At 47.2% G+C, this 21,159-nt stretch carries 17 protein-coding genes; 5 read left to right on the forward strand and 12 right to left on the reverse strand.

The genetic code is table 11. From position 1 onward, the window contains the following. The first annotated feature begins 138 nt into the window (after positions 1-138). Positions 139-1,569, forward strand: coding sequence for a membrane-bound lytic murein transglycosylase MltF (mltF, locus tag L5M18_RS04900; protein WP_168824519.1), 1,431 nt, complete (start codon positions 139-141; stop codon positions 1,567-1,569). A gap of 465 nt (positions 1,570-2,034) precedes the next feature. Here the strand turns inward: mltF and tadA are convergent, their stop codons facing one another. From tadA to guaB, 3 genes are all read right to left on the reverse strand, one after another. After that, positions 2,035-2,562 (reverse strand): tRNA adenosine(34) deaminase TadA, encoded by a 528-nt coding sequence (gene tadA / locus L5M18_RS04905; RefSeq protein WP_411569265.1) that lies wholly within the window; start codon positions 2,560-2,562, stop codon positions 2,035-2,037. 154 nt (positions 2,563-2,716) lie between these two features. Then, the gene (gene guaA, locus L5M18_RS04910; RefSeq protein ID WP_263196096.1) at positions 2,717-4,294 is read right to left on the reverse strand and encodes a glutamine-hydrolyzing GMP synthase; all 1,578 of its coding nucleotides are present in this window, start codon (positions 4,292-4,294) and stop codon (positions 2,717-2,719) included. Between the two features lie 118 nt (positions 4,295-4,412). Next, entirely contained in the window at positions 4,413-5,879 is a 1,467-nt protein-coding gene (gene guaB / locus L5M18_RS04915) for an IMP dehydrogenase (protein WP_006085677.1), read from the reverse strand. A 120-nt stretch (positions 5,880-5,999) separates the two neighbouring features. Between guaB and xseA the strand changes: the two genes are divergently transcribed. After that, positions 6,000-7,346 (forward strand): exodeoxyribonuclease VII large subunit, encoded by a 1,347-nt coding sequence (gene xseA / locus L5M18_RS04920; protein ID WP_263196097.1) that lies wholly within the window; start codon positions 6,000-6,002, stop codon positions 7,344-7,346. Positions 7,347-7,428: 82 nt separating this feature from the next. On the opposite strand, the gene der is transcribed toward xseA, so the two are convergent. The 8 genes from der to L5M18_RS04960 form a co-directional block, all read right to left on the reverse strand. Further along, complete coding sequence (der, locus tag L5M18_RS04925; protein ID WP_006082478.1) at positions 7,429-8,895, reverse strand: ribosome biogenesis GTPase Der; 1,467 nt, start codon at positions 8,893-8,895, stop codon at positions 7,429-7,431. A gap of 79 nt (positions 8,896-8,974) precedes the next feature. After that, positions 8,975-10,162 (reverse strand): outer membrane protein assembly factor BamB, encoded by a 1,188-nt coding sequence (gene bamB, locus L5M18_RS04930; protein WP_028761250.1) that lies wholly within the window; start codon positions 10,160-10,162, stop codon positions 8,975-8,977. A gap of 11 nt (positions 10,163-10,173) precedes the next feature. After that, positions 10,174-10,794, reverse strand: coding sequence for a tetratricopeptide repeat protein (locus tag L5M18_RS04935; RefSeq protein ID WP_263196098.1), 621 nt, complete (start codon positions 10,792-10,794; stop codon positions 10,174-10,176). A gap of 24 nt (positions 10,795-10,818) precedes the next feature. Further along, positions 10,819-12,099 (reverse strand): histidine--tRNA ligase, encoded by a 1,281-nt coding sequence (gene hisS, locus L5M18_RS04940; RefSeq protein WP_263196100.1) that lies wholly within the window; start codon positions 12,097-12,099, stop codon positions 10,819-10,821. Positions 12,100-12,243: 144 nt separating this feature from the next. Then, positions 12,244-13,359: a flavodoxin-dependent (E)-4-hydroxy-3-methylbut-2-enyl-diphosphate synthase gene (gene ispG / locus L5M18_RS04945; protein ID WP_263196101.1), complete on the reverse strand. Its 1,116-nt coding sequence runs from the start codon at positions 13,357-13,359 to the stop codon at positions 12,244-12,246. A 48-nt stretch (positions 13,360-13,407) separates the two neighbouring features. After that, on the reverse strand, positions 13,408-14,478 hold the full coding sequence (locus tag L5M18_RS04950) for a RodZ domain-containing protein (protein ID WP_263196103.1): 1,071 nt from the start codon (positions 14,476-14,478) through the stop codon (positions 13,408-13,410). Next, a complete protein-coding gene (gene pilW, locus L5M18_RS04955; RefSeq protein ID WP_131523673.1) occupies positions 14,475-15,263 on the reverse strand; it encodes a type IV pilus biogenesis/stability protein PilW in 789 nt (262 codons plus the stop codon). Before pilW ends, L5M18_RS04950 begins: the two co-directional genes overlap by 4 nt. Before the next feature lie 32 nt (positions 15,264-15,295). Continuing rightward, complete coding sequence (locus L5M18_RS04960) at positions 15,296-16,417, reverse strand: bifunctional tRNA (adenosine(37)-C2)-methyltransferase TrmG/ribosomal RNA large subunit methyltransferase RlmN (RefSeq protein ID WP_028761256.1); 1,122 nt, start codon at positions 16,415-16,417, stop codon at positions 15,296-15,298. 151 nt (positions 16,418-16,568) lie between these two features. On the opposite strand from L5M18_RS04960, the gene L5M18_RS04965 reads away from it, so the two are divergent. Both L5M18_RS04965 and L5M18_RS04970 read left to right on the forward strand, forming a co-directional pair. Continuing rightward, a complete protein-coding gene (locus L5M18_RS04965) occupies positions 16,569-17,660 on the forward strand; it encodes a CNNM domain-containing protein (RefSeq protein ID WP_173243691.1) in 1,092 nt (363 codons plus the stop codon). A gap of 144 nt (positions 17,661-17,804) precedes the next feature. Further along, positions 17,805-19,550, forward strand: coding sequence for a bifunctional metallophosphatase/5'-nucleotidase (locus L5M18_RS04970; protein ID WP_219250961.1), 1,746 nt, complete (start codon positions 17,805-17,807; stop codon positions 19,548-19,550). An 84-nt stretch (positions 19,551-19,634) separates the two neighbouring features. Here L5M18_RS04970 and L5M18_RS04975 read toward each other — a convergent pair whose 3' ends face one another. After that, on the reverse strand, positions 19,635-20,528 hold the full coding sequence (locus tag L5M18_RS04975) for a LysR substrate-binding domain-containing protein (protein WP_168824535.1): 894 nt from the start codon (positions 20,526-20,528) through the stop codon (positions 19,635-19,637). Between the two features lie 183 nt (positions 20,529-20,711). On the opposite strand from L5M18_RS04975, the gene L5M18_RS04980 reads away from it, so the two are divergent. Next, the gene (locus tag L5M18_RS04980) at positions 20,712-21,155 is read left to right on the forward strand and encodes a DoxX family protein (protein ID WP_028761260.1); all 444 of its coding nucleotides are present in this window, start codon (positions 20,712-20,714) and stop codon (positions 21,153-21,155) included. Positions 21,156-21,159: the final 4 nt, after the last annotated feature.

Below are 21,159 nucleotides of genomic sequence, written 5' to 3' on the forward strand. Positions count from 1 at the left end.
ACTTTCCCCCAGAATGATTTTTTTTCGAAATCGCAGACAAACGGATATAATCCCACCAATGTCAGCCAGTTCACCACTAATGCCCCACTGTTAACTCGCTATCTATAATATTGATTTTATTTACTATAAGTACATTTAATGACTCGATTTCTGTTCGCTCTTATCTTAGGTTTCCTACTGACTGCCTGTCAGCAGGTGACCGTGGACGAAACAGAATTCGTGCCAAAAAAATTAACTGAGCTAAGAGTCGGTACACTTTACGGCCCACAGATTTATATGACCTCGGGCCAAGGTGATAGCGGTTTCGATTACGATATGGCGGTATTGTTTGCCGAATACTTAAATGTGCCCTTAAAAATGGTGCCCTACACAAACCGTATCGAGTTGTACGAAGCCCTCAAAAAGAATGAAATCGATATTATTGCTGCAGGCATGACAGAAACGCCCACAAGGCGAGAACAGTTCCGCTTAGGTCCACCGCTATACCGGGTGAATCAAGTGTTGGTGTATCGCGAAGGCATGCCAACCCCAAAAGACATCAGCGACTTAAAAGGCAAGATCACCGTTATCGCCGACTCTTCCTTCGTCGAGACCTTGACCCAGTTGCAAAAGCATTATCCAACGCTGGTGTGGGATCAAATTACCGACAAAGACAGTGAAGAGTTGTTGGCTATGATTGCCAACAAAGAAATTGACTACACTATCGCCGACTCTAGTAGCGTACAGATCAACCGTCGCTACCTGCCCGACTTACGCTCAGGTCCTGTGCTAGAAGAAAAACTCGATGTGATCTGGCTATTACCTCCCACTCACAGTGATGAACTTATGAGTAAATTGCTGGCCTTTTGGCACCAAGAGAAGCTTGCCGGCACGCTGGATCACCTCAACGAGAAATACTTTGGTCATGTAAAACGCTTCGATTATATCGATACTCGCGCATTTATCCGTGCCATTGAGACAGTATTGCCGCGTTATCGACAATTATTTGAAACCCATGCAGGCAATTTAGATTGGCGTAAACTGGCAGCAACCAGCTATCAAGAATCACATTGGAATCCTAATGCCCGCTCGGCCACAGGAGTGCGTGGCATGATGATGTTGACTCAGCCAACCGCCAAAGAGATTGGGATCACCAACCGACTCGATGCCGAAGAAAGTATTCGCGGCGGCGCGGCGTATTTGAACGATATGATCAATCGCCTGCCAGAATCGATCCCCGAGAGTCAACGCATGTGGTTTGCGCTGGCCTCTTACAACATAGGATATGCCCATATTGAAGATGCACGTAAGCTTGCGGAATCGATGGAGTTAAATCCCAATGCTTGGCGAGATTTAAAAAAGGTACTACCGCTACTGCAAAAGCGTAAATATTATCAAAAAACACGTTATGGTTACGCCCGAGGCAGTGAAGCCGTTCATTACGTCGACAGCATCCGTCGCTACTATGACACGCTAGTCTGGGTGGATAATCAGTCGAAACAACCCGACCCCGATGATGACTCGAGCGACCTTACTGCGGAAGAACCCGTACTTCCTGCGGGAACGTTAAGCCCTGATCAACCTAAATAGCTTAACTCGTTAGCGCTCAGGTGCATGGGCCAAACGACAATCCAACAACTCACTTCTTATATATCAAGTACAGAGTTTTACGTAACAAGAACATCAACATAAAAACTCAAGATGTACATAGATGTCTTCAACAAGGTGCGATATCAAACAACAGGAGAACCGAATTAAGGTTTGCCAACCTAACTCAAATTTGCGATGAAAAACATCGCTTAGTTCAGCTTATCTGACCAGTGCTATTGCTGCACTCCTGTGCAACTGCTACTGTCTTGGGGTATGACCTAAGATAAATCTCTGTAGGGCATCGATAATAACAATTAATGGGGTCAATATGAGAAGAAAAACCATCAACAATACCGTTGCGCGTCGTCGTACTTTGCTAAAAATTCGTCATCGCCGTATTTTAAATCGTCAAAAACTCTTCTTTACTTTTATTCAGTCTCAGGATTAATTCTGTCACGTTAATCGTCACTTACCAATAGCTTGCTGCGCCTTTTGAGCCTGTTTCAGGGCTTTTTTCTCTTCCCTGCGACGTTTAAAAAAACGACTCAATTGCGCGCTACAAGCATCGGCCAGCACACCCGATGTCACTTCAACTTGGTGATTAAACGCCGGATGTTGCAGCAAATTCAGCACAGTACCCGCTGCACCCGTTTTCTCATCCCGAGCACCAAATACCACACGAGCAATTCTGCTATGCACCATAGCGCCCGCACACATAGCGCAAGGCTCGAGGGTGACATATAAAGTCGCATCTAAAAGACGATAGTTTTCGACCAAACGCCCCGCTTCCCGCAAACATAAAATTTCCGCATGGGCGCTAGGATCGTTCTGGCTAATGGATAAATTGTAACCCATCGCAATCTGCTGACCGTCTTTGACCAATACCGCACCCACAGGCACTTCGCCCTCGGCCTCGGCTTTTTCTGCCATCAGCATCGCGACTTGCATCCAATATTCATCTTGCTGAGATTGTTCGTCTTGTTGCGTTTGCACCACTTACACCTTATCTCTTTTAGCAAAAAATAAAGCCGGATTATATCAGTCAAGCACAGATATTTCACGGCTGAGTCATTCATCCCAAGTTAATCCATCAAACAATAAAAAAGGCGCACTCGGCGCCTTTTAATCGTTAATTCAAATAATTAACTTATTCCCATTCGATAGTCGCTGGCGGCTTGCCAGAGATATCGTAAACCACACGGGAAATGCCATCGACTTCGTTAATGATGCGGTTTGATACGCGACCTAAGAAATCATAGGGCAGATGTGCCCAATGGGCTGTCATAAAATCGATTGTTTCAACTGCGCGCAGTGACACAACCCAGTCATATTTTCGGCCATCGCCCATCACGCCAACAGAGCGTACAGGTAAGAACACGGTAAAGGCTTGACTGACTTTATTGTATAAGTCGGCTTTATGCAGTTCTTCAATGAAGATAGCATCGGCGCGGCGCAGCAAGTCACAGTATTCTTTTTTCACTTCACCTAATACGCGTACACCAAGACCGGGGCCTGGGAACGGGTGACGATAAAGCATGTTGTATGGCAGGCCTAACTCAAGACCAATTTTACGCACTTCGTCTTTGAACAGTTCGCGCAGTGGCTCGACTAAACCCAGTTCCATATCGTCAGGCAAACCGCCAACGTTATGGTGAGATTTAATCACATGTGCTTTGCCTGTGGCACTGCCGGCAGATTCAATCACGTCTGGATAAATCGTGCCTTGCGCTAACCATTTGGCATTGGCGCATTTTTTCGATTCTTCATCGAAAATTTCCACGAATACGCGGCCGATGATCTTACGCTTAGCTTCTGGATCGGCTTCGCCTTTCATCGCATCGAGGAAACGGTTTTCCGCATCAACGTGGATGATATTCAGGCCGAAATGATCGCCAAACATTTCCATCACTTGCTCGGCTTCATTCAAACGTAATAAACCGTTATCAACGAATACGCAGGTCAGTTTTTTGCCGATAGCGCGGTGTAGCAGCATAGCCACAACCGAAGAATCAACACCGCCCGATAATCCTAAAATCACTTCATCATCACCGATTTGCTTCTTCAAGCGCTCAATCGCATCTTCGATGATAGAGGAGGGTTTCCAGTTGGCTGCACAGCCACAAATGTCTAAGGCAAAGTGCGATAACATGCGCATACCTTGGCGAGTGTGGGTCACTTCTGGGTGGAACTGTACGCCGAAGAATTGCTTTTCTTCGTTTGCCATAGCGGCAAATGGGCAAGTGTCCGTTTTAGCGACCGCCACAAACCCTTCAGGAATAGCCGACACTTTATCGCCGTGGCTCATCCATACGTCGAGTAAGGGTTTGCCGTCACTGCTAACCGCATCTTCAATGCCTTTGAATAGCAATGAATCTGTCAGCATTTCAATTTGAGCGTAGCCGAATTCACCTTCGCCCACACCTTGGATCACTTTACCGCCCAACTGCTCAGACATAGTCTGCATGCCGTAACAAATGCCCAGTACCGGCACACCTGCGGTAAAGACGTATTCAGGCGCACGCGGCGAGTTTTCAGCCGTGACACTTTCTGGTCCGCCCGCAAGAATAATGCCGTTCGGGGCAAATTCGCGGATTTGGGCTTCTGTTACGTCCCAAGCCCATAATTCACAGTAAACGCCGATTTCACGGATACGACGGGCAATCAGTTGAGTGTACTGGGATCCAAAATCGAGGATCAGTATCTTGTGCTCATGAATATCGCTCATGGGTAACCTTTATCTCATCTATTGTTTTAACATTGCTCAAAGCAGCGACTGCCAGCTTTAAGTATTGGATCATACGTTTTACAAAGAGGCGGCTTACGCCGCCCCTCTTATCAAACGATTAAGAACCTGAACGGTAGTTCGGCGCTTCTTTAGTGATAGTCACATCGTGTACGTGGGACTCGCCCATGCCCGCTGAAGTCACTTTCACAAATTGGGCTTTTTCATTCAGCTCTAGAATGGTGGCGCAACCTGTTAATCCCATACAAGAACGTAGGCCGCCCATATGTTGATGGATGATTTCCTTCAACTTACCTTTATAAGGCACACGCGCTTCTACACCTTCGGGGACTAACTTATCGGCAGCATTATCGGATTGGAAATAACGGTCAGATGAGCCTTGAGACATAGCGCCTAAAGAACCCATACCACGGTAGGATTTATACGCACGACCTTGATATAACTCAGTTTCACCCGGTGCTTCCTCAGTTCCCGCAAACATTGAGCCCGCCATGATGCAAGATGCACCCGCAGCTAATGCTTTGGCTAAATCGCCAGAGAAACGAATGCCGCCGTCGGCAATCACAGGAATACCTAGGCTCTTCATGGCTGCGGCAGCATCGGATACTGCGGTAATTTGTGGTACGCCCACGCCTGTCACGATACGAGTTGTACAGATAGAACCTGGGCCAATACCCACTTTAACTGCGTTAACACCCGCTTCGACTAAGGCTAATGCACCTTCAGCCGTGGCAACGTTACCACCGATAATTTGCAAATCAGGATGTTTAGCGCGAGTTTCACGAATGCGTTGTAAAACGCCTTCGGAATGACCGTGGGAAGAATCGATAAGTAAAACGTCAACACCGGCTTTAACCAGAGCGTCAACACGCTCTTCATTACCAGCGCCCGCACCTACGGCGGCACCAACACGTAAACGGCCTAACTCATCTTTACAGGCATTCGGTTTACGTTCGGCTTTTTCGAAGTCTTTAACTGTGATGAGGCCTTTCAATTTATAGTTATCATCAACCACAAGAACTTTTTCGATACGGTGTGAGTGCATCAATTTTTGCACTTCATCTAATTTAGTGCCTTCGGCAACAGTGACTAAACGCGCTTTAGGCGTCATCACTTCTTCTACCGTTTTGCTCCAATCTGTCACGAAACGTACGTCACGGCCAGTGATAATACCGACCAGCTCGTTGGCTTCGTTGACCACGGGATAACCGGCAAAACCATTCTTCAGTGTTAACACTTTCAGATCGGCTAAGGTCGTTGATGGCGTTACAGTCACTGGTTGCTGAACCACGCCCGCTTCGTAAATTTTTACTTTACGAACTTCTTCGGCTTGTTTTTCAATACTCATGTTTTTATGAATAAAGCCTAAACCTCCTTCCTGCGCCATCGCGATCGCAAGACGAGCTTCGGTAACTGTGTCCATAGCGGCAGACACTAGTGGGATATTCAATTCAATGGTATTGGTCAGGCGAGTTTTTAGAATGGCGGTATTTGGGAGTACAGTCGAATGCGCAGGAACAAGCAACACATCGTCAAAAGTAAGCGCTTCTTTAATTAAACGTAGCATATGCAACATCTCCCCAGTTGAGTAGGATTTAGAGGTGAAATATTGCGGCGGGATTATACCTTGCATATCGCCACTGGTAAATGGAAAATAGTAAATATCCCCATTTTATTGAGTTATTCGATGCAAGGCACCAAAAACAACATTTATACTGTCTCGCGGCTCAATGGTGAAGTCAGACAAATTCTCGAGGGGCAACTGGGTAAAATTTGGCTCAATGGCGAAATATCCAACTTTTCCTCCCCCAGCTCAGGGCATTGGTATCTCACCTTAAAAGACCACTCTTCGCAGATCCGTTGCGCCATGTTTAAGGGCCGTAACCAGACGGTCAGCTTTAAGCCCATCAATGGTCAGCAAGTGCTGGTCAAAGGCGCGATCAGCGTGTATGAACCCAGAGGCGACTATCAATTATTAATTGAGTCCATGTTACCCGCAGGAGATGGATTACTCGCCCAGCAGTTCGATGCACTCAAGATGAAGCTCGCCGCCGAAGGTTTATTCGCCGCCGACACCAAAAGATTGCTACCCAAAAATATTCAACGGATTGGCGTTATTACGTCACCTACGGGTGCGGCGATCCGTGATGTGTTACATGTATTGGCAAGGCGCGATCCTTCGATTGAAGTCATTATCTATCCGACTCAAGTTCAGGGCGAAACCGCGGCGCAGAGTATTTGTCAGGCAATCAATATCGCCAACCAACGTTTAGAAGTCGATGTATTACTGCTCACCCGCGGCGGCGGTTCGCTTGAGGATTTGTGGTGTTTTAACAGCGAAGCCCTCGCCCACACGATTTATAACAGCGCCCTACCCATTGTCAGCGCCGTCGGCCACGAAGTTGATACGACTATCAGTGATTATGTTGCTGATATCCGCGCCCCAACACCGTCTGCAGGCGCGGAGCTATTATCACAAGACAGTGATAATAAGGCGCAAAAACTCGCCACAGCCTTATCGCGACTGCAACAAAGCGCGAAACATTATCAGCTTAAACAAGAAAGACGACTTAGTTTGCTAGAGCACAGACTGCAACGCCAAGACCCTAAACGGACTTTGCAGCAGTTCGAACAAAGATTCGATGAGATGCAATTACGACTAGAGTCCGCGCTGTCGAATCGCTTGCATCTGCTCAGCCGCCGTCAGCAGTTGCTCGCAAGCCGCCTTGAACAGCAATCTCCCAAGCATAAACTCGCCATTGAGGGTAACCGCTTAAGTTATCTTGCGAGCCGCTTACAGGATGCATTGCAGGACAAACTCAGCCAAAGTGAACAGCGGATAAAATACGCGGCCCATCAGCTTGAAACCGTCAGCCCGCTTGCCACGTTAAGCCGTGGTTACAGCATTACCACTGACATCCACCATCAAGTGGTCGACTCTGCCGATAAACTGGCCATCGGTGATAGTTTGCAGACCCGCTTGCGCCATGGACAAGTGATCTCAACCGTCACTCAGATAAAGCCGCTCAAATAAATCTACATGACGCTGAAATCGTCTTAAAACACAAAAGGAACCCTAAGGTTCCTTTTGTTTCAAATGTGTCAGGTAAAAAACACTATTTGGTTTTTCTGTCTTTGATATGGCTTTGTGCGCGCTTGCGGCGGCGCTCTTGGCTCATAGTCAACTTTTCAGTCTTGTTTTCAAATGGGTTATCACCCTCTTGGAAACGCAGCTGGATTGGCGTACCTACGACTTTCAATGAACGACGGAAGTAGTTCATCATGTAGCGTTTGTACGAGTCAGGCAGTCTACTCACTTGGTTACCGTGAATGACCACGATTGGCGGATTGTAACCACCGGCGTGAGCGTATTTAAGCTTCACACGGCGACCATTCACTAATGGCGGCTGGTGATCGTCCTGCGACATTTGCATGATACGGGTCAGCATAGAAGTGCTGACGCGGCGTGTGGCACTGTCGTAAGCTTCTTCAATCGATTCAAATAAATGGCCAACACCTGTACCGTGCAGCGCCGAAATAAAGTGAATACGGGCAAAGTCGATAAAGCCAAGACGACGGTCAAGCTCGCTCTTCACACGATCTTTAATACCTTGGTCGATACCATCCCACTTGTTGACGGCAATAACCAAAGCGCGACCCGCATTGAGCGCGAAACCTAACAGACCCAAATCTTGCTCGGCGATACCTTCACGGGCATCGATGATAAGTAACACCACGTTAGCATCTTCAACCGCTTTCAAGGTTTTGATCACTGAGAATTTCTCAATGACTTGGTGTACTTTACTGCGACGACGAACACCCGCGGTATCAATAATCACGTACTCGCGACCTTCACGTTCCATTGGAATGTAAATACTGTCACGGGTCGTGCCGGGTTCATCAAATACCACAACGCGCTCTTCACCTAGAATACGGTTAGTCAGGGTTGACTTACCGACGTTAGGTTTACCTATGATCGCCAGCTTGATAGGCAAATCTTGCAGACGCTTTTGCTCAGCTTCCGCTTCTTCTTCGGTATATTCACGCTCTTCAGTAACTTCGTCTTCGCCTTGACGCACAATGCCCATCGCTTCGGCATAAGGAGTCAGCGCGTATTCAATCATGTTGGTCACGCCGCGTCCTTGAGACGCCGCCATTTGGTAAACTTCACCTAGACCTAAAGACCAAAACTCAGCACAGGCCGAATCGGCATCGATACCGTCAACTTTGTTCGCAACCACGAAAGTGGTTTTTTCACGGCTACGTAAGTGCTGTGCAATCGACAGATCCGCAGCGGTTAAACCCGCGCGCGCATCGGTCATAAATAGAACAACATCGGCTTCTTCAATGGCGGCAAGGGATTGCTCAGCCATTTTCGTCTCGATCCCTTCTTCAGTGCCATCGATACCGCCGGTATCGACCACAATGAACTCATAGCCGGATAAGAATGCTCGACCATATTTACGGTCACGTGTTAGGCCAGGAAAGTCAGCAACCAGCGCATCACGCGTGCGCGTAAGGCGATTAAATAGGGTGGATTTACCGACGTTCGGCCGACCAACAAGGGCCACTACAGGGATCATGATTTTGCCTCTAAAAAACTTTTCAATAAAAAGCCCCCGGAACACACTTCCAGGGGCTCAGCAAGGATAACACTTTTAACTATGGAAGTGTTACAACAGCCAACTTTCCGCTGCGACCTTGAACATAGATTTTATCATCCACCACTAACGGCTGGCTGTATAATCCTGAGCTGTCCACTTGGACACGACCGACAATCGTCCCTGTACTGCGATCGATGAAGTGTAAATAACCTTCGAAATCACCCACAACTAAATAGTCTTTATACACAGCAGGAGATGTCAGAGTGCGGTTAGCTAACTCAGAATTACTCCACAGTTCCAAACCGTTACGTTTATCAACTGAGTAGATACGGCTGTGATCGTCAACTAAGTACAAGCTTAGGCCCGCTGATGCTAACTCGTTAAAGCTAGAATACTTACGTGTCCACACAACTCGACCCGTGCGCAGTTCCATCGACACTAAGTTACCGTTGTAGCTCACCGCATATAAGTTGTCGCCAAGGATCAAGGGCGTCATATCCACGTCGGCCATACGCGTAAACTCGTTACCGCCCGTTGGATTGTAAATAGCCTGTTCCCACGCAGCTTGACCATTGTTTTTAATCACAACAGCCACTTTGCCATCGGCGGTACCTATGAAGAAACCACCCGCTTCGTAAGCTGCAGAACCTGTACCGCGCAGGGTCAGATTCGGCAATTGCATTTCATACACCCACAGCTTGGCGCCAGTATCAACGTTAAATGCTTCGAGTGAACCAGAGCTGGTACTGACCACCACGACGTCATCGGCCACAGTGGGAGCAGACAGTAATTCACCGCCCGCAACGACATGCCATAACACTTGACCATCTTCAGCGTTCAATGCAGCAAGCAGCCCACTTTCACCACCTAAAAAGACTTTATTACGCGCAGCAGTCACACCAGCAGCAATACGCGCACCTTTATTTTTAGCTAAAGCGTTATCACGAAACTCTTCGCTGAAATCTTTAGTCCAAACGCGCTCGCCAGTGGCCTCATCGAAGGCAACCACTTCACCATAACGGTCGGCGGCAAAAATTTTTCCATAACTAACGGCGGGGGCGAGGCGAGAATAATAATCTCCAACACCATTGCCGACAGAGGTGCTCCAACTCACTTCAGGAAACACTGTCGCCTGAATGGCAGTTAACTCACTTACCGGTTCTTCTTCGACATCGCTCGACGAACAGGCGGATAACATGGCCAGACTTAATCCAGCGGCTAGCAGGTTTTTGCACCAAGACTTCATCAAGGGATCCCTTATGCCTGATTTAGGCTATCAAGTTTGATTTTAAGCGCAGGGCTTGTCACCACACCACCATTGTCCATGGCAGCTTGATAAGCTGTTTTTGCCTTCTCAACTTCACCTTGACGTACTAAGAAATCACCTTTCAACTCATCGCGCTGAGCAAAGAAAGCTTTATCTGTTACTTGATCTAAGGTCGCTAGAGCTGCATCAATTTGACCTTGCTCTGCTTGTACTCGTGCTAAACGCAAAGTCGCAATCACATCTAAACCAGCACCAGGTTTAGCCGCAATCACCTTGTTCAAAGCATCAATCGCTTTTGGATAATCCTTCGCTTCTACCGCAGTTTTGGCCACGATCAATTCTAACAAGGCTTGATAGCCCTTTTGATCGTGATTTTTAGAAAACTCAGCCACACCCGCCAGCATAGCGGCTTCGTCGCTTGATTTAGTGGTCAACTCGTGGAAGGCTTTTGAGGCTTCTTCCGCTTGGGCCACTTTAACGTCAGAATAATAATTCCACGCATACAGGCCGCCTAAACCTACGACGGCACCGATTAAAATTGAATTTCCGTAATCTTTCCAGAACTGCTTGATAGCATCAACTTGTTGTTCTTCTGTGCTATAAATTTCCACGCGCACGTCCCCTTATATGATCTATTACTTAATGGCCAGTTCAGCTAAAAATGCGCCTAAGGCACTTCGAGCTACCCGTTGTTGTTCGATGTCATTGCGTAAATGTTTAACCGTAACCATACCTTCGGCAAGTTCATCTTCACCTATCAGTAGTGCCACACTCGCACCGCTTTTGTCGGCACGCTTCATTTGTTTCTTCACGTTACCGCCGCCACAGTGACTCATCACTTTAAGGTTTGGCAGTGCGTTACGTAATTCCTGCGCGACCTTGATGGCTTCAACCAGACAGCTATCACCCATGGCCGTGACATACACATCCACTTCTGGCGGAATATCTTTGGTCAGCTCTAAGGTTTCAAGCAGCAAGACAATGCGCTCTAAGCCCATAGCAAAACCGACCGCTGGAGTATCTTTACCACCTAACTGGGCGACTAAACCATCGTAGCGACCACCCGCAAGTACAGTACCTTGTGAGCCTAAACTAGATGTAACCCATTCAAATACAGTACGATTATAGTAATCTAAACCACGTACTAGACGCGGATTAATGGTGTATTTGATACCCACAGCATCAAGTAGTTCACGCAATTGTGAAAAATGTGTCTTCGATTCTTCACCGAGAAAATCCATTAACTCTGGTGCATCAACCAATATGGCTTGGACATTTTGATCTTTTGAATCCAATACTCGCAGCGGATTGCTGTACATGCGACGCTTACTGTCTTCATCGAGCGCATCTTTATGCAGCTCTAAAAACGCTATTAAGGCATCACGATAAACAGCGCGCTCAGCAGGATCACCTAAGGTATTTAGCTCTAACGAGACGTGCTCGCTAATACCGAGTTTTTCCCACAGACGTGCCGATAGCATTAGGACTTCAGCATCAATATCAGCCGAGCCAATGCCATACACTTCAACGCCAAATTGGTTAAACTGACGATAACGGCCTTTTTGTGGGCGTTCGTGGCGGAACATAGGACCCATATACCAAAGACGTTGCTCTTGGTTATATAGCAGACCGTTTTCGTTACCTGCACGCACTGTCGACGCGGTACCTTCTGGGCGCAGCGTTAAGCTATCACCGTTATTATCTGCGAAGGTATACATTTCTTTTTCAACAATATCAGTTACTTCACCGATAGAGCGTTTAAAAAGATCGGTATTTTCCACTATTGGAGTGCGGATTTCGCTGTAACCGTAAGCACTGACGCTCGAACGTAGTACCGCTTCCACTTTTTGCCATAGAGGACTTTGAGTTGGCAGAATGTCATTCATTCCGCGAATCGCTTGGATCTGTTTTGCCACTGTATCGACTCGTCCGATTTCGCTAAATTAATAAAAATGTCACGCATTATAGGCTTTTGAGCGTAAAACGTAAAACGACCCCGTCGGTTTCGGGGCCTAGCTCAACATCATTAGGCGTAATCTATGCCCAAATGCGGGTACATATTACTCAGTTGTATCTTTGATTTGAATACGATTCGCCATTTGACTGGCTTTTGCGCGAATTTTCGCTTCGAGGGAATCGACAATGTTTTCGTTGTCAAAACGTTCTTTTTGACGTTCACCTTCGTCGTAATATCCGCTCTTATTGTGTCCACCGGTTAAGCCTATGTGCGACACTAAGGCTTCACCTGGGCCGTTAACTACACAGCCGATAATAGACACATCCATGGCGGTAGTCACGTCTTCGAGGCGACGCTCTAACTCATTGACTGTACTGATCACATCGAACTCTTGACGAGAACAAGATGGACAGGCAATGAAGTTGATGCCACGGCTACGAATACGCAGCGACTTTAAAATGTCAAAACCGACTTTGATTTCTTCGACCGGATCAGCGGCCAAGGAAATACGTAGGGTATCACCTATGCCTTCGGCCAATAACATGCCTAAGCCTACGGCCGATTTCACTGAACCCGCGCGCGCGCCACCTGCTTCGGTAATGCCTAAATGCAAGGGTTGACGAATTTGTTTCGCTAATAAACGGTAGGATTCGACCGCTAAAAATACATCGGAGGCTTTAACGCTGACCTTAAACTGGTCAAAGTTCAATCTGTCCAGAATATCCACATGGCGCATAGCTGATTCGAGTAAGGCTTCAGGAGTAGGTTCTTTATACTTGTCCATTAGATCTTTTTCTAATGACCCACCATTCACACCAATACGGATGGGAATATTATGGTCACGGGCACATTCCACCACGCTACGAATACGCTCTTCATTGCCTATATTGCCCGGATTGATTCGAAGGCAATCGACACCGTACTCGGCAACTTTTAAAGCAATGCGATAATCAAAATGAATGTCGGCCACTAAAGGAACATTGACCGCTTGCTTAATGAGTTTAAAGGCTTCAGCCGCATCCATAGTGGGTACAGAGATACGCACTATATCGGCACCGACTTTCTCTAAGGCACGAATTTGAGCAATTGTCGCTTCAACATCTGTGGTCTTAGTATTGGTCATTGACTGAACAGCAATCGGCGCCCCATCACCAATCGGTACATTACCCACATAAATGCGGGTGGAAGGACGTCTTTTTATGGGAGTTTCATTATACATGCTTAATACGCTCTATTTCGGTACGTGCTGCAGATCATTACGCGGTCGTTAGGCTTTAGGCAAGGTTAAACGCGCGACTCGTCCCTTGGGGAAATCCGCTAGGCTAACAATTTGACCATCTAAGCTTAAGGTCGCTACATGAGGTGCACCTAAAATGACTTTAAACGGTGGCACACCGCTCACTTGCACTGTTGCGCCAGCACCTTTAACACCATCGACTAACGCTTTACCTTTAGCATCAACAATGTTTATCCAGCAATCACCCGTCAACTGGACATCTATAATCGATTGTCCTGCAACAGCAACCAAAGTACTTGCTGCAGTGGCAGTGGTCGTTGATGTTGTGGTCGGTAAAGGCGTTGAACTAACAGGCTGTTGGACTACAGGAGCTGTCGTTTGCGGAACTGATGGCGTTGTCGTAGTGGCTGCGATTGCTGAACCGCCATCTTCATTACTCGTATCAACGGTCTGAGGATAATTATTGTCCGTTGGTCCTGTGCTGACATCAATAGTGCTTGCATCAGTATCTTTAATTGGACCATCGATAGACATTGAGCCGTTTGCGGCAATCTCAGTCAAACGAGGACTGGCATCCGTCTCGGTCAATAACACATCACCTGGCAGCGTCTGATTAGCTGCTGCGACCTCTTCAGCCGTGGGTTGCGACACATCAATAGTGCTTAGCAAGGTGGTTTTTTGCATCCACCAGACGACTAACGAACCGAGTAACACTATGACGATAAAAATACTCAGCCAAGTTAAACGTGTATCGCGAGCTTGATATGTGGTTTTGCGTGAAAAACTTTGCATTGCAGGCTCAATCACAACTGGCACTTGCTGCACAAGACAAGCTTCAATCAAAGCCGCATCGGCACTGACCATACGCGCGTAGTTTTTCACATAGCCACGTACATAAGTCGATGAGGCAATATTGGTAAAATTGTCAGCTTCAATATCTTCAATAATACGAGGACGTAGATGCAGCTTTACAGCGGCATCTTGAATACTAAGGCCCATTTTTTCGCGGGCGGCTTTTAATAAAGTACCAAGCGTGACATCTAGCGCGACTGATTGCGGTGCTACCGACTCAACTGGCGCATTGGTTTCATGATCTTTCATTGATGCAAATTAACTCTGTATTGCTTGGCCTGAGGTGATGCTGGGAATTTGGCAAGCAATAAAATACCAAATCTCTTCACAGCGGCATCATCATTCACTGCCTGCTCTATTTTGATCCCGAGCGCTAAACTTTCTGGAGTTTGCTCAGCCACTTGGTGATAGCGCGCTAATTGGTTTCGCGCCTGAATAAAATCACCTTGATCGACTTCTAACTCTGCCAACTCCAGTAATGACACCGAGCGTCTCGGGTCATACTTTAACGCCATCTGAAAATACTGTCGTGCCTTTTCTGCTTGTCCTGCTTCGCGACTACAAAGACCTAAGTTCTCATAGCTTGAGGCAGTGCGCGTATATTTGGGCATTTCAATTGCGGCCAAAAACATTTTTTCAGCTTTGTTGTATTGCTTTTGTTGGCACAAAAACACCCCGAAATTATTCATGGAATCGCCAGAGGCGTCCTTAGTACTAATGGCATTCATGTACGACTCTTCGGTACGCACTAAATCGCCCACGGTTTGATAGTAATAAGCCAGAGCGGTATGCACATCTTCGAGCTCTGGAGCATATTCTAATGCTTTATCAAGATTGTATTTGGCTTGTTCCGTGCTACCTCGATTTAAATAGGTTAAACCGAGCTGCATCCGCTCTCTTGCGGCGGCGACTTTGTCTAACTTTCGTTCCGAAACAGGAATATCTGTCCCAGTATAAGTACGCTCAGTGACGCATCCTGCCATCAATAACGACAGGCTTAAAATCAACGAAAACCTTGGCAATCCATGCTTCATGGGCAAGCCTATAAATCTGTGCAAACAAAGAGTTAATTCATTGTGACTGAAATCTGGTTTTCTTGCATGCGTTTTTTCGCTAAACGTTTCGTTCTGTCGCGAATATCACCTGCTAACTGACCGCAAGCGGCATCGATGTCATCTCCACGGGTTTTACGTACGATGACAGTAAAACCGTATTCCATAAGAACCTTAGAAAAACGGTCGATACGTGAATTAGATGAGCGGCCATAAGGCGAGCCAGGATACGGATTAAATGGGATCAGATTTACCTTACAAGGTGTATCTTTCATTAACTTAGCTAACTCATGGGCTTGGTCTGTGCTGTCGTTGATATGATCTAGCATCACATATTCAACCGTCACGCGGCCGCGGTTAGCATTTGATTTAGCAATATAGCGACGAATACCCGCTAAAAACTCATCCAGCGGATACTTTTTATTGATCGGGACCAGAATGTCACGCAACTCATCATTGGGAGCATGAATACTGACAGCAAGTGCCACATCGATGGCATCGCCCAGTTTATCTAACGCTGGCACTACGCCTGAGGTTGATAAAGTCACGCGGCGCTTTGATAAACTAAAACCAAAATCATCGAGCATGATGTCCATCGCAGGGATCACATTGGCTAAATTGAGTAATGGCTCACCCATGCCCATCATCACGACGTTAGTGATCGGACGCTCGCCCGTGTCTTTTGCAAATCCTAAAAAGTGCGACACGCGCCAGATTTGGCCGACGATTTCAGAAACCGTTAAGTTACGGTTAAAACCTTGCTGACCCGTCGAACAGAAAGTACATTCCAGCGCACAGCCAACCTGTGAAGATACACACAAGGTCGCACGATCATCCTCAGGAATATAAACCGTTTCCACTTCTTGGCCTTGGCCAACATTGATTGCAAATTTTATCGTACCATCGGTCGATTTTTGGAAACTCGAAATTTCTGGTGCAACGATCTCGCAGCGGGCCGCCAACTTTTGACGTAACACTTTGTTGATGTTGGTCATCTCTTCGAAGTCACTGACACCGAAATGATATAGCCATTTCATGAGCTGATCGGCACGAAAGGGTTTTTCACCCATTTCCGCAAATAATGCGCGCATCGCCTTACGATCAAGGTCTAATAAATTGATCTTCTTTTCACTCATATAGCTAACCTCAACACCAAAAACCGGATCCTGCAACAGGGCGGCGAATTATACAGACGCAAATAAATTTTAGCCAGTAACTCAATTCACCTATGATAGAATCTCCAAGGGCTAATATTGGCCTAAAATACGGAGTTGTAATTCCACCTATATGTTAACCCTCATCATTATAGTGCTTGTCGCTGTTGCTGTTTCTTTTCTGTGCAGTGTGTTCGAAGCTGTTCTGTTATCGGTTACCCCAAGTTATATCGCATCACTCGAACAAACTGACAGTGCCGCAGCCGCGCGCTTGCGTAGATTGAAAGAGAATGTCGAAGCCCCTTTGGTGTCAATCCTTACCCTAAATACTATCGCTCATACCGTCGGTGCCGCCGTTGCAGGTGCGCAAGCGGCTAAAGTATTTGGTGACGATATGTTAGGTGTTTTCTCGGGCGTATTAACCTTTATTATCCTGTTTTTCTCAGAAATCATTCCTAAATCATTGGGTGCAAACCATTGGCGTCGCCTCGCACCAAGTGTTTCTGTTGCCGTGCTGTGGATGAAGCGTACCACTAAACCGCTGATCTGGATGTCACAGCAAGTCACTCGCCTAATGGGCAAAGGTGATGAAGGCCACTACATACGCCAAGAGATGAGTGCTATGGCCAAAATTGGCCATGAATCCGGTGAGCTTGATGAGCAAGAGTCAAAAATTTTGACGCAAATGCTGAAGGTGCGAGATATGCCCGTTACGGCAATCATGACGCCGCGCACTGTGATGTTCTCGCTGCCAGTGGATCTGACTCAAAATGAGTTTGTGCGCCAATATCGCGACAAACCTTTTACCCGTATTCCTGTGTACGACCAAGATCATGATGATGTGATTGGTTACATTACCCGCACCGATGTTTTGCTGGCTGAGCGTTACACGCCAGAAGCGCCGATTGGTGAGCTTAAACGGAGTTTATTTGTGGTGCCTGAAACCGCAAAAATTCTGCCACTTTTTGAGCGTATGATTAAGCGTAACACCCAAATTGCGATGGTGGTCGACGAGTACGGCAGTAGCCAAGGTATCGTAACTCAAGAAGATATCATCGAATCTATGTTAGGATTAGAGATTGTCGATCTAAACGACCCCGCGACCGATATGCAGCAATTGGCACGTAAACTTTGGACTAAGCGCATGAAGCAAAAAGGCATTCGCCTATCCGATGACGGTGATTTTGAAGCCGCATCCGATGATGACGAAGCCAAATCCGGCTGAAGGCTAACCAAGTTTAGTGCTTGTTAATGTAAAGGGAGCCTAGCTCCCTTTATTCTTTTAGAATGCGGATGACTCAGAACCCTCTGAAACTCGCATTTTCAGGTTGCTTGGGTATATACTCACCCGCCGTAATAGAGGTAAGTTATGACACAGAGCTACACACTCTCACTCGCGCACATTAATGACACCCATTCGAATTTTGAACCCTGCCGCGTCCAATTTAGCCTTAACATAGGCCAACATAAGCTAGATGTGACCAGCCATAGCGGTGGTTATGCCCGCATCGGCCATCACATCACAAAAGCGCGTCACACCGCTGCACAAACTAATACGCCTTTTATTTTCCTGCATGGTGGTGACAGCTTCCAGGGCACGCTGTATTTCAGCCATTTTAAAGGTAAGGCCAACGCCCACTTACTCAATCTGTTGGCACCTGATGCTATGGTCATTGGCAACCACGATATCGATGAAGGTAACGCCAGACTTGCCGAGTTTGCCAAGCAAATTGATTTCCCATTGCTTGCGGGCAATATGGATTTAAGCCAAGAAGATCTCAACAAACCCGGTTGTCTGCGGGGTTTGCCTAATATCTTGGATTATGATCATGAGCAAAAACGCGCGAAATACCTGCTTAAGCCCTTCCACGATAAGACATTAGCCATTGTCGGTATTACCTTAGATCAGATGAAAGAGATCGCTCGTCCCGATCCCGACACCCATTTTGTCGATGCTATCGCCACTACCGCGCGCACGGTTGAGCACCTTAAAAATCAAGGTATTAAGCATATTATCGTGCTCAGTCACTTAGGCTTAGATCAGGATAAACGCCTCGCGGCCGAAGTCGATGGTATTAGCCTTATCGTCGGCGGTCACACGCATACGCTACAGGGGGATTTTCGCGCCTTAGGTTTGAGCAACCTGCCCTACGGTGAAGTCATCAATAACACGCCCATAGTGCATGCGGGTAAGTATGCCGAAGTCGTCGGCTTGGCCGAGGTAGTATTTGACGCTGAAGGTAAAATGCTGAGCTTAACAGGCGGCAACTACTTCATGCTAGATCAACACTTTATCTTAAGTGCTAACACGGCAGTCGATAACCAAGATTACCAAGCTGTGCGCCAGCAGCTTAATCAGCATCCGAATATCTTTTGGGATGATGCCGATGCCGATATCGATGGCGTGATCCGAGATATCTACAAACCCGCTATCGCAGAGATGGAAAACAAAGTGTTAGCACTGGTGCCGAAGAACTTAGTCCATACCCGCTTACCCTCTAAAGCCCTGCCCCACGGCAGTGAAATAGCACCTTGGGTGAGTCGCAGCATGTTCCAAGAAGCCAAACTGGTCGACCCAAGAGTGAACTTTGCTCTGCATAATGCCGGCGGTGTACGCCAGTCAGTGGCCCAAGGTCAGTTGACGCTAGCGGATGTGATGGGGCAGTTGCTGCCCTTCGAATTGCCATTAGTTAAATATGAAATTCAAGGCCAGTTCCTCTATCAAGCGCTCGAATCGGCGATTAACGCGGCAACCAACAACAGCGTCCGTGGCACAGGCGCGGGCAGCTTCCCTTACACCTACGGCCTACGGTATTACTACGATGGGCGACGCCCACTGGGTGAGCGTTTATTCAGACTAGAGATGATGCAGCAAGACAGCCAATCACTATGGTATCCCGTTGAACCTGAGTCACTTTACGTAGGAGTTTCAACATCTTACACCGCTGCAGGTAAAGAAGGTTATTCTCCATTGCTGCAAGCCCGCTGGCAGGAGTCGATGGAGTCACTGACTTTGCCACAGGCCTTTATTCGATTCTTGAATCGCTCACCGAATCTGTCTGATTTATTGTCACAGCATGTGCATTACACCAGCCACAGCCAACGTATAGGTTAGGCGCTATGCTCCTCATGGCGTAAGCATTAATACTGTGAGGAGCAAAGTAAGCGGCTACTTACAAAGCGCTAAACAAACCTGAGCTTAAAATTGCCAATCACATTGCGGTAAACGCGCAGTAAACCAATCCTGCGCCTTGCCTTCAGCATATTTACGCCATGCCATAAACACAGCTTGCGTTGGGCGCGGCATTTCCACATGACAAGCCACTAGGCTTCCCGCCGCCAACGCATCTAAGATCAAGTGCTTTGGAATGTAACCCACACCTAATCCCAATTGCTGTGCTTTAATTTTGGTCTGCATATTCGGCACTCGGATCACTTGGCGACTATCAAATAAACCACTTGATCGCTGTGCTAGGGCAGTCGAACTGTCTGCTACCACAATAGAAGGAAATTGCAGCAATGCCTCGGTCGGAATTGGGCCAGCATGTTGCGCCAATGGGTGCGCGGGATTTAAAGCAAATACAAACTCCAACTCCCCAATTTCCACCACGTGATATTGGCCTTTGGGCAACTCCCCTGTTACGCCGATGGCGATATCGGCACGGCCAGAATAGAGCGCATCCCAGCCGCCACCTAAGGACTCTTCGCTGATATTCACAGTCACTTGCTTACCCAGCTCAGTAAACTCACCAATCAACTGCAGCAGAGGTAAATCCGGCACCACTGTATCTATGGCTAAGGTCAATGAAGACTCCCAGCCTGTCTCGAGTTGACGCACCGCCTCTTCGAGCCTTGATGTTGCCGCAAGGATTTCTCTGCCTTGGCGCAGCACAAGTTGACCGACTAAGGTCAGCTCGGCGCGCTGGCCCTTACGTTCAAATAATTTTGTGCCTAAATCGCTTTCCAGTTTCTGCACTGTGTAGGTCAGTGCCGATGGCACCCGAAACAAGGACTCGGCAGCAGCGGAAAAACTGCCTTTTTTATCAATGGCATCGAGTACGATTAATCCATCAAGACTAATAGATGGCAACATATAAACCTCATATTCAAATTATTTGAAATGGACATTGAAAATGTTCCGATTTTCTTTGCCAAAGGTCAAGTCTACACTGCTTAGCAATGGAGAAGTTCTTCGGAACTGTAGCCAAACTGACTTAAGACTGAGTGAACAATACCCTTAACTATTCGTTAAATAATTTGAAATGAGGAATATCCCATGAAAGCACTGATCACAAAAACACTGAAATCAGCCCCGAGTTTTGCCCCACTGGCACTGCGCATTCCTATCGGGATCATCTTAATCGCCCATGGTTCACAAAAACTGTTTGGCTGGTTTGGTGGTTACGGCTTAGAAGGCACTGGACAATGGATGGCATCCATTGGTTTGACGCCAGGTTACTTAATGGCATTGATGGCAGGTTCAAGTGAATTCTTCGGCGGCCTGTTCCTGTTGCTCGGTCTGCTGACTCGCCCAACGGCCCTCGTCTTGTCATTCACTATGGTTGTGGCGATTTTCTCGGTACATATAGGCAACGGTCTGTTCCTTGCCAATAACGGTTACGAATTTGGTCTCGCCCTATTAGCAGCCACAGTCTCATTGACGGTATCAGGTGCTGGCAAATTCGCTGTAGATAACCTATTCGCTAACCGCATCAAATAAAGGG

It is taken from the genome of Shewanella sp. SM20, assembly GCF_025654545.1.
Taxonomy (GTDB): Bacteria; Pseudomonadota; Gammaproteobacteria; order Enterobacterales; family Shewanellaceae; genus Shewanella; species Shewanella oncorhynchi.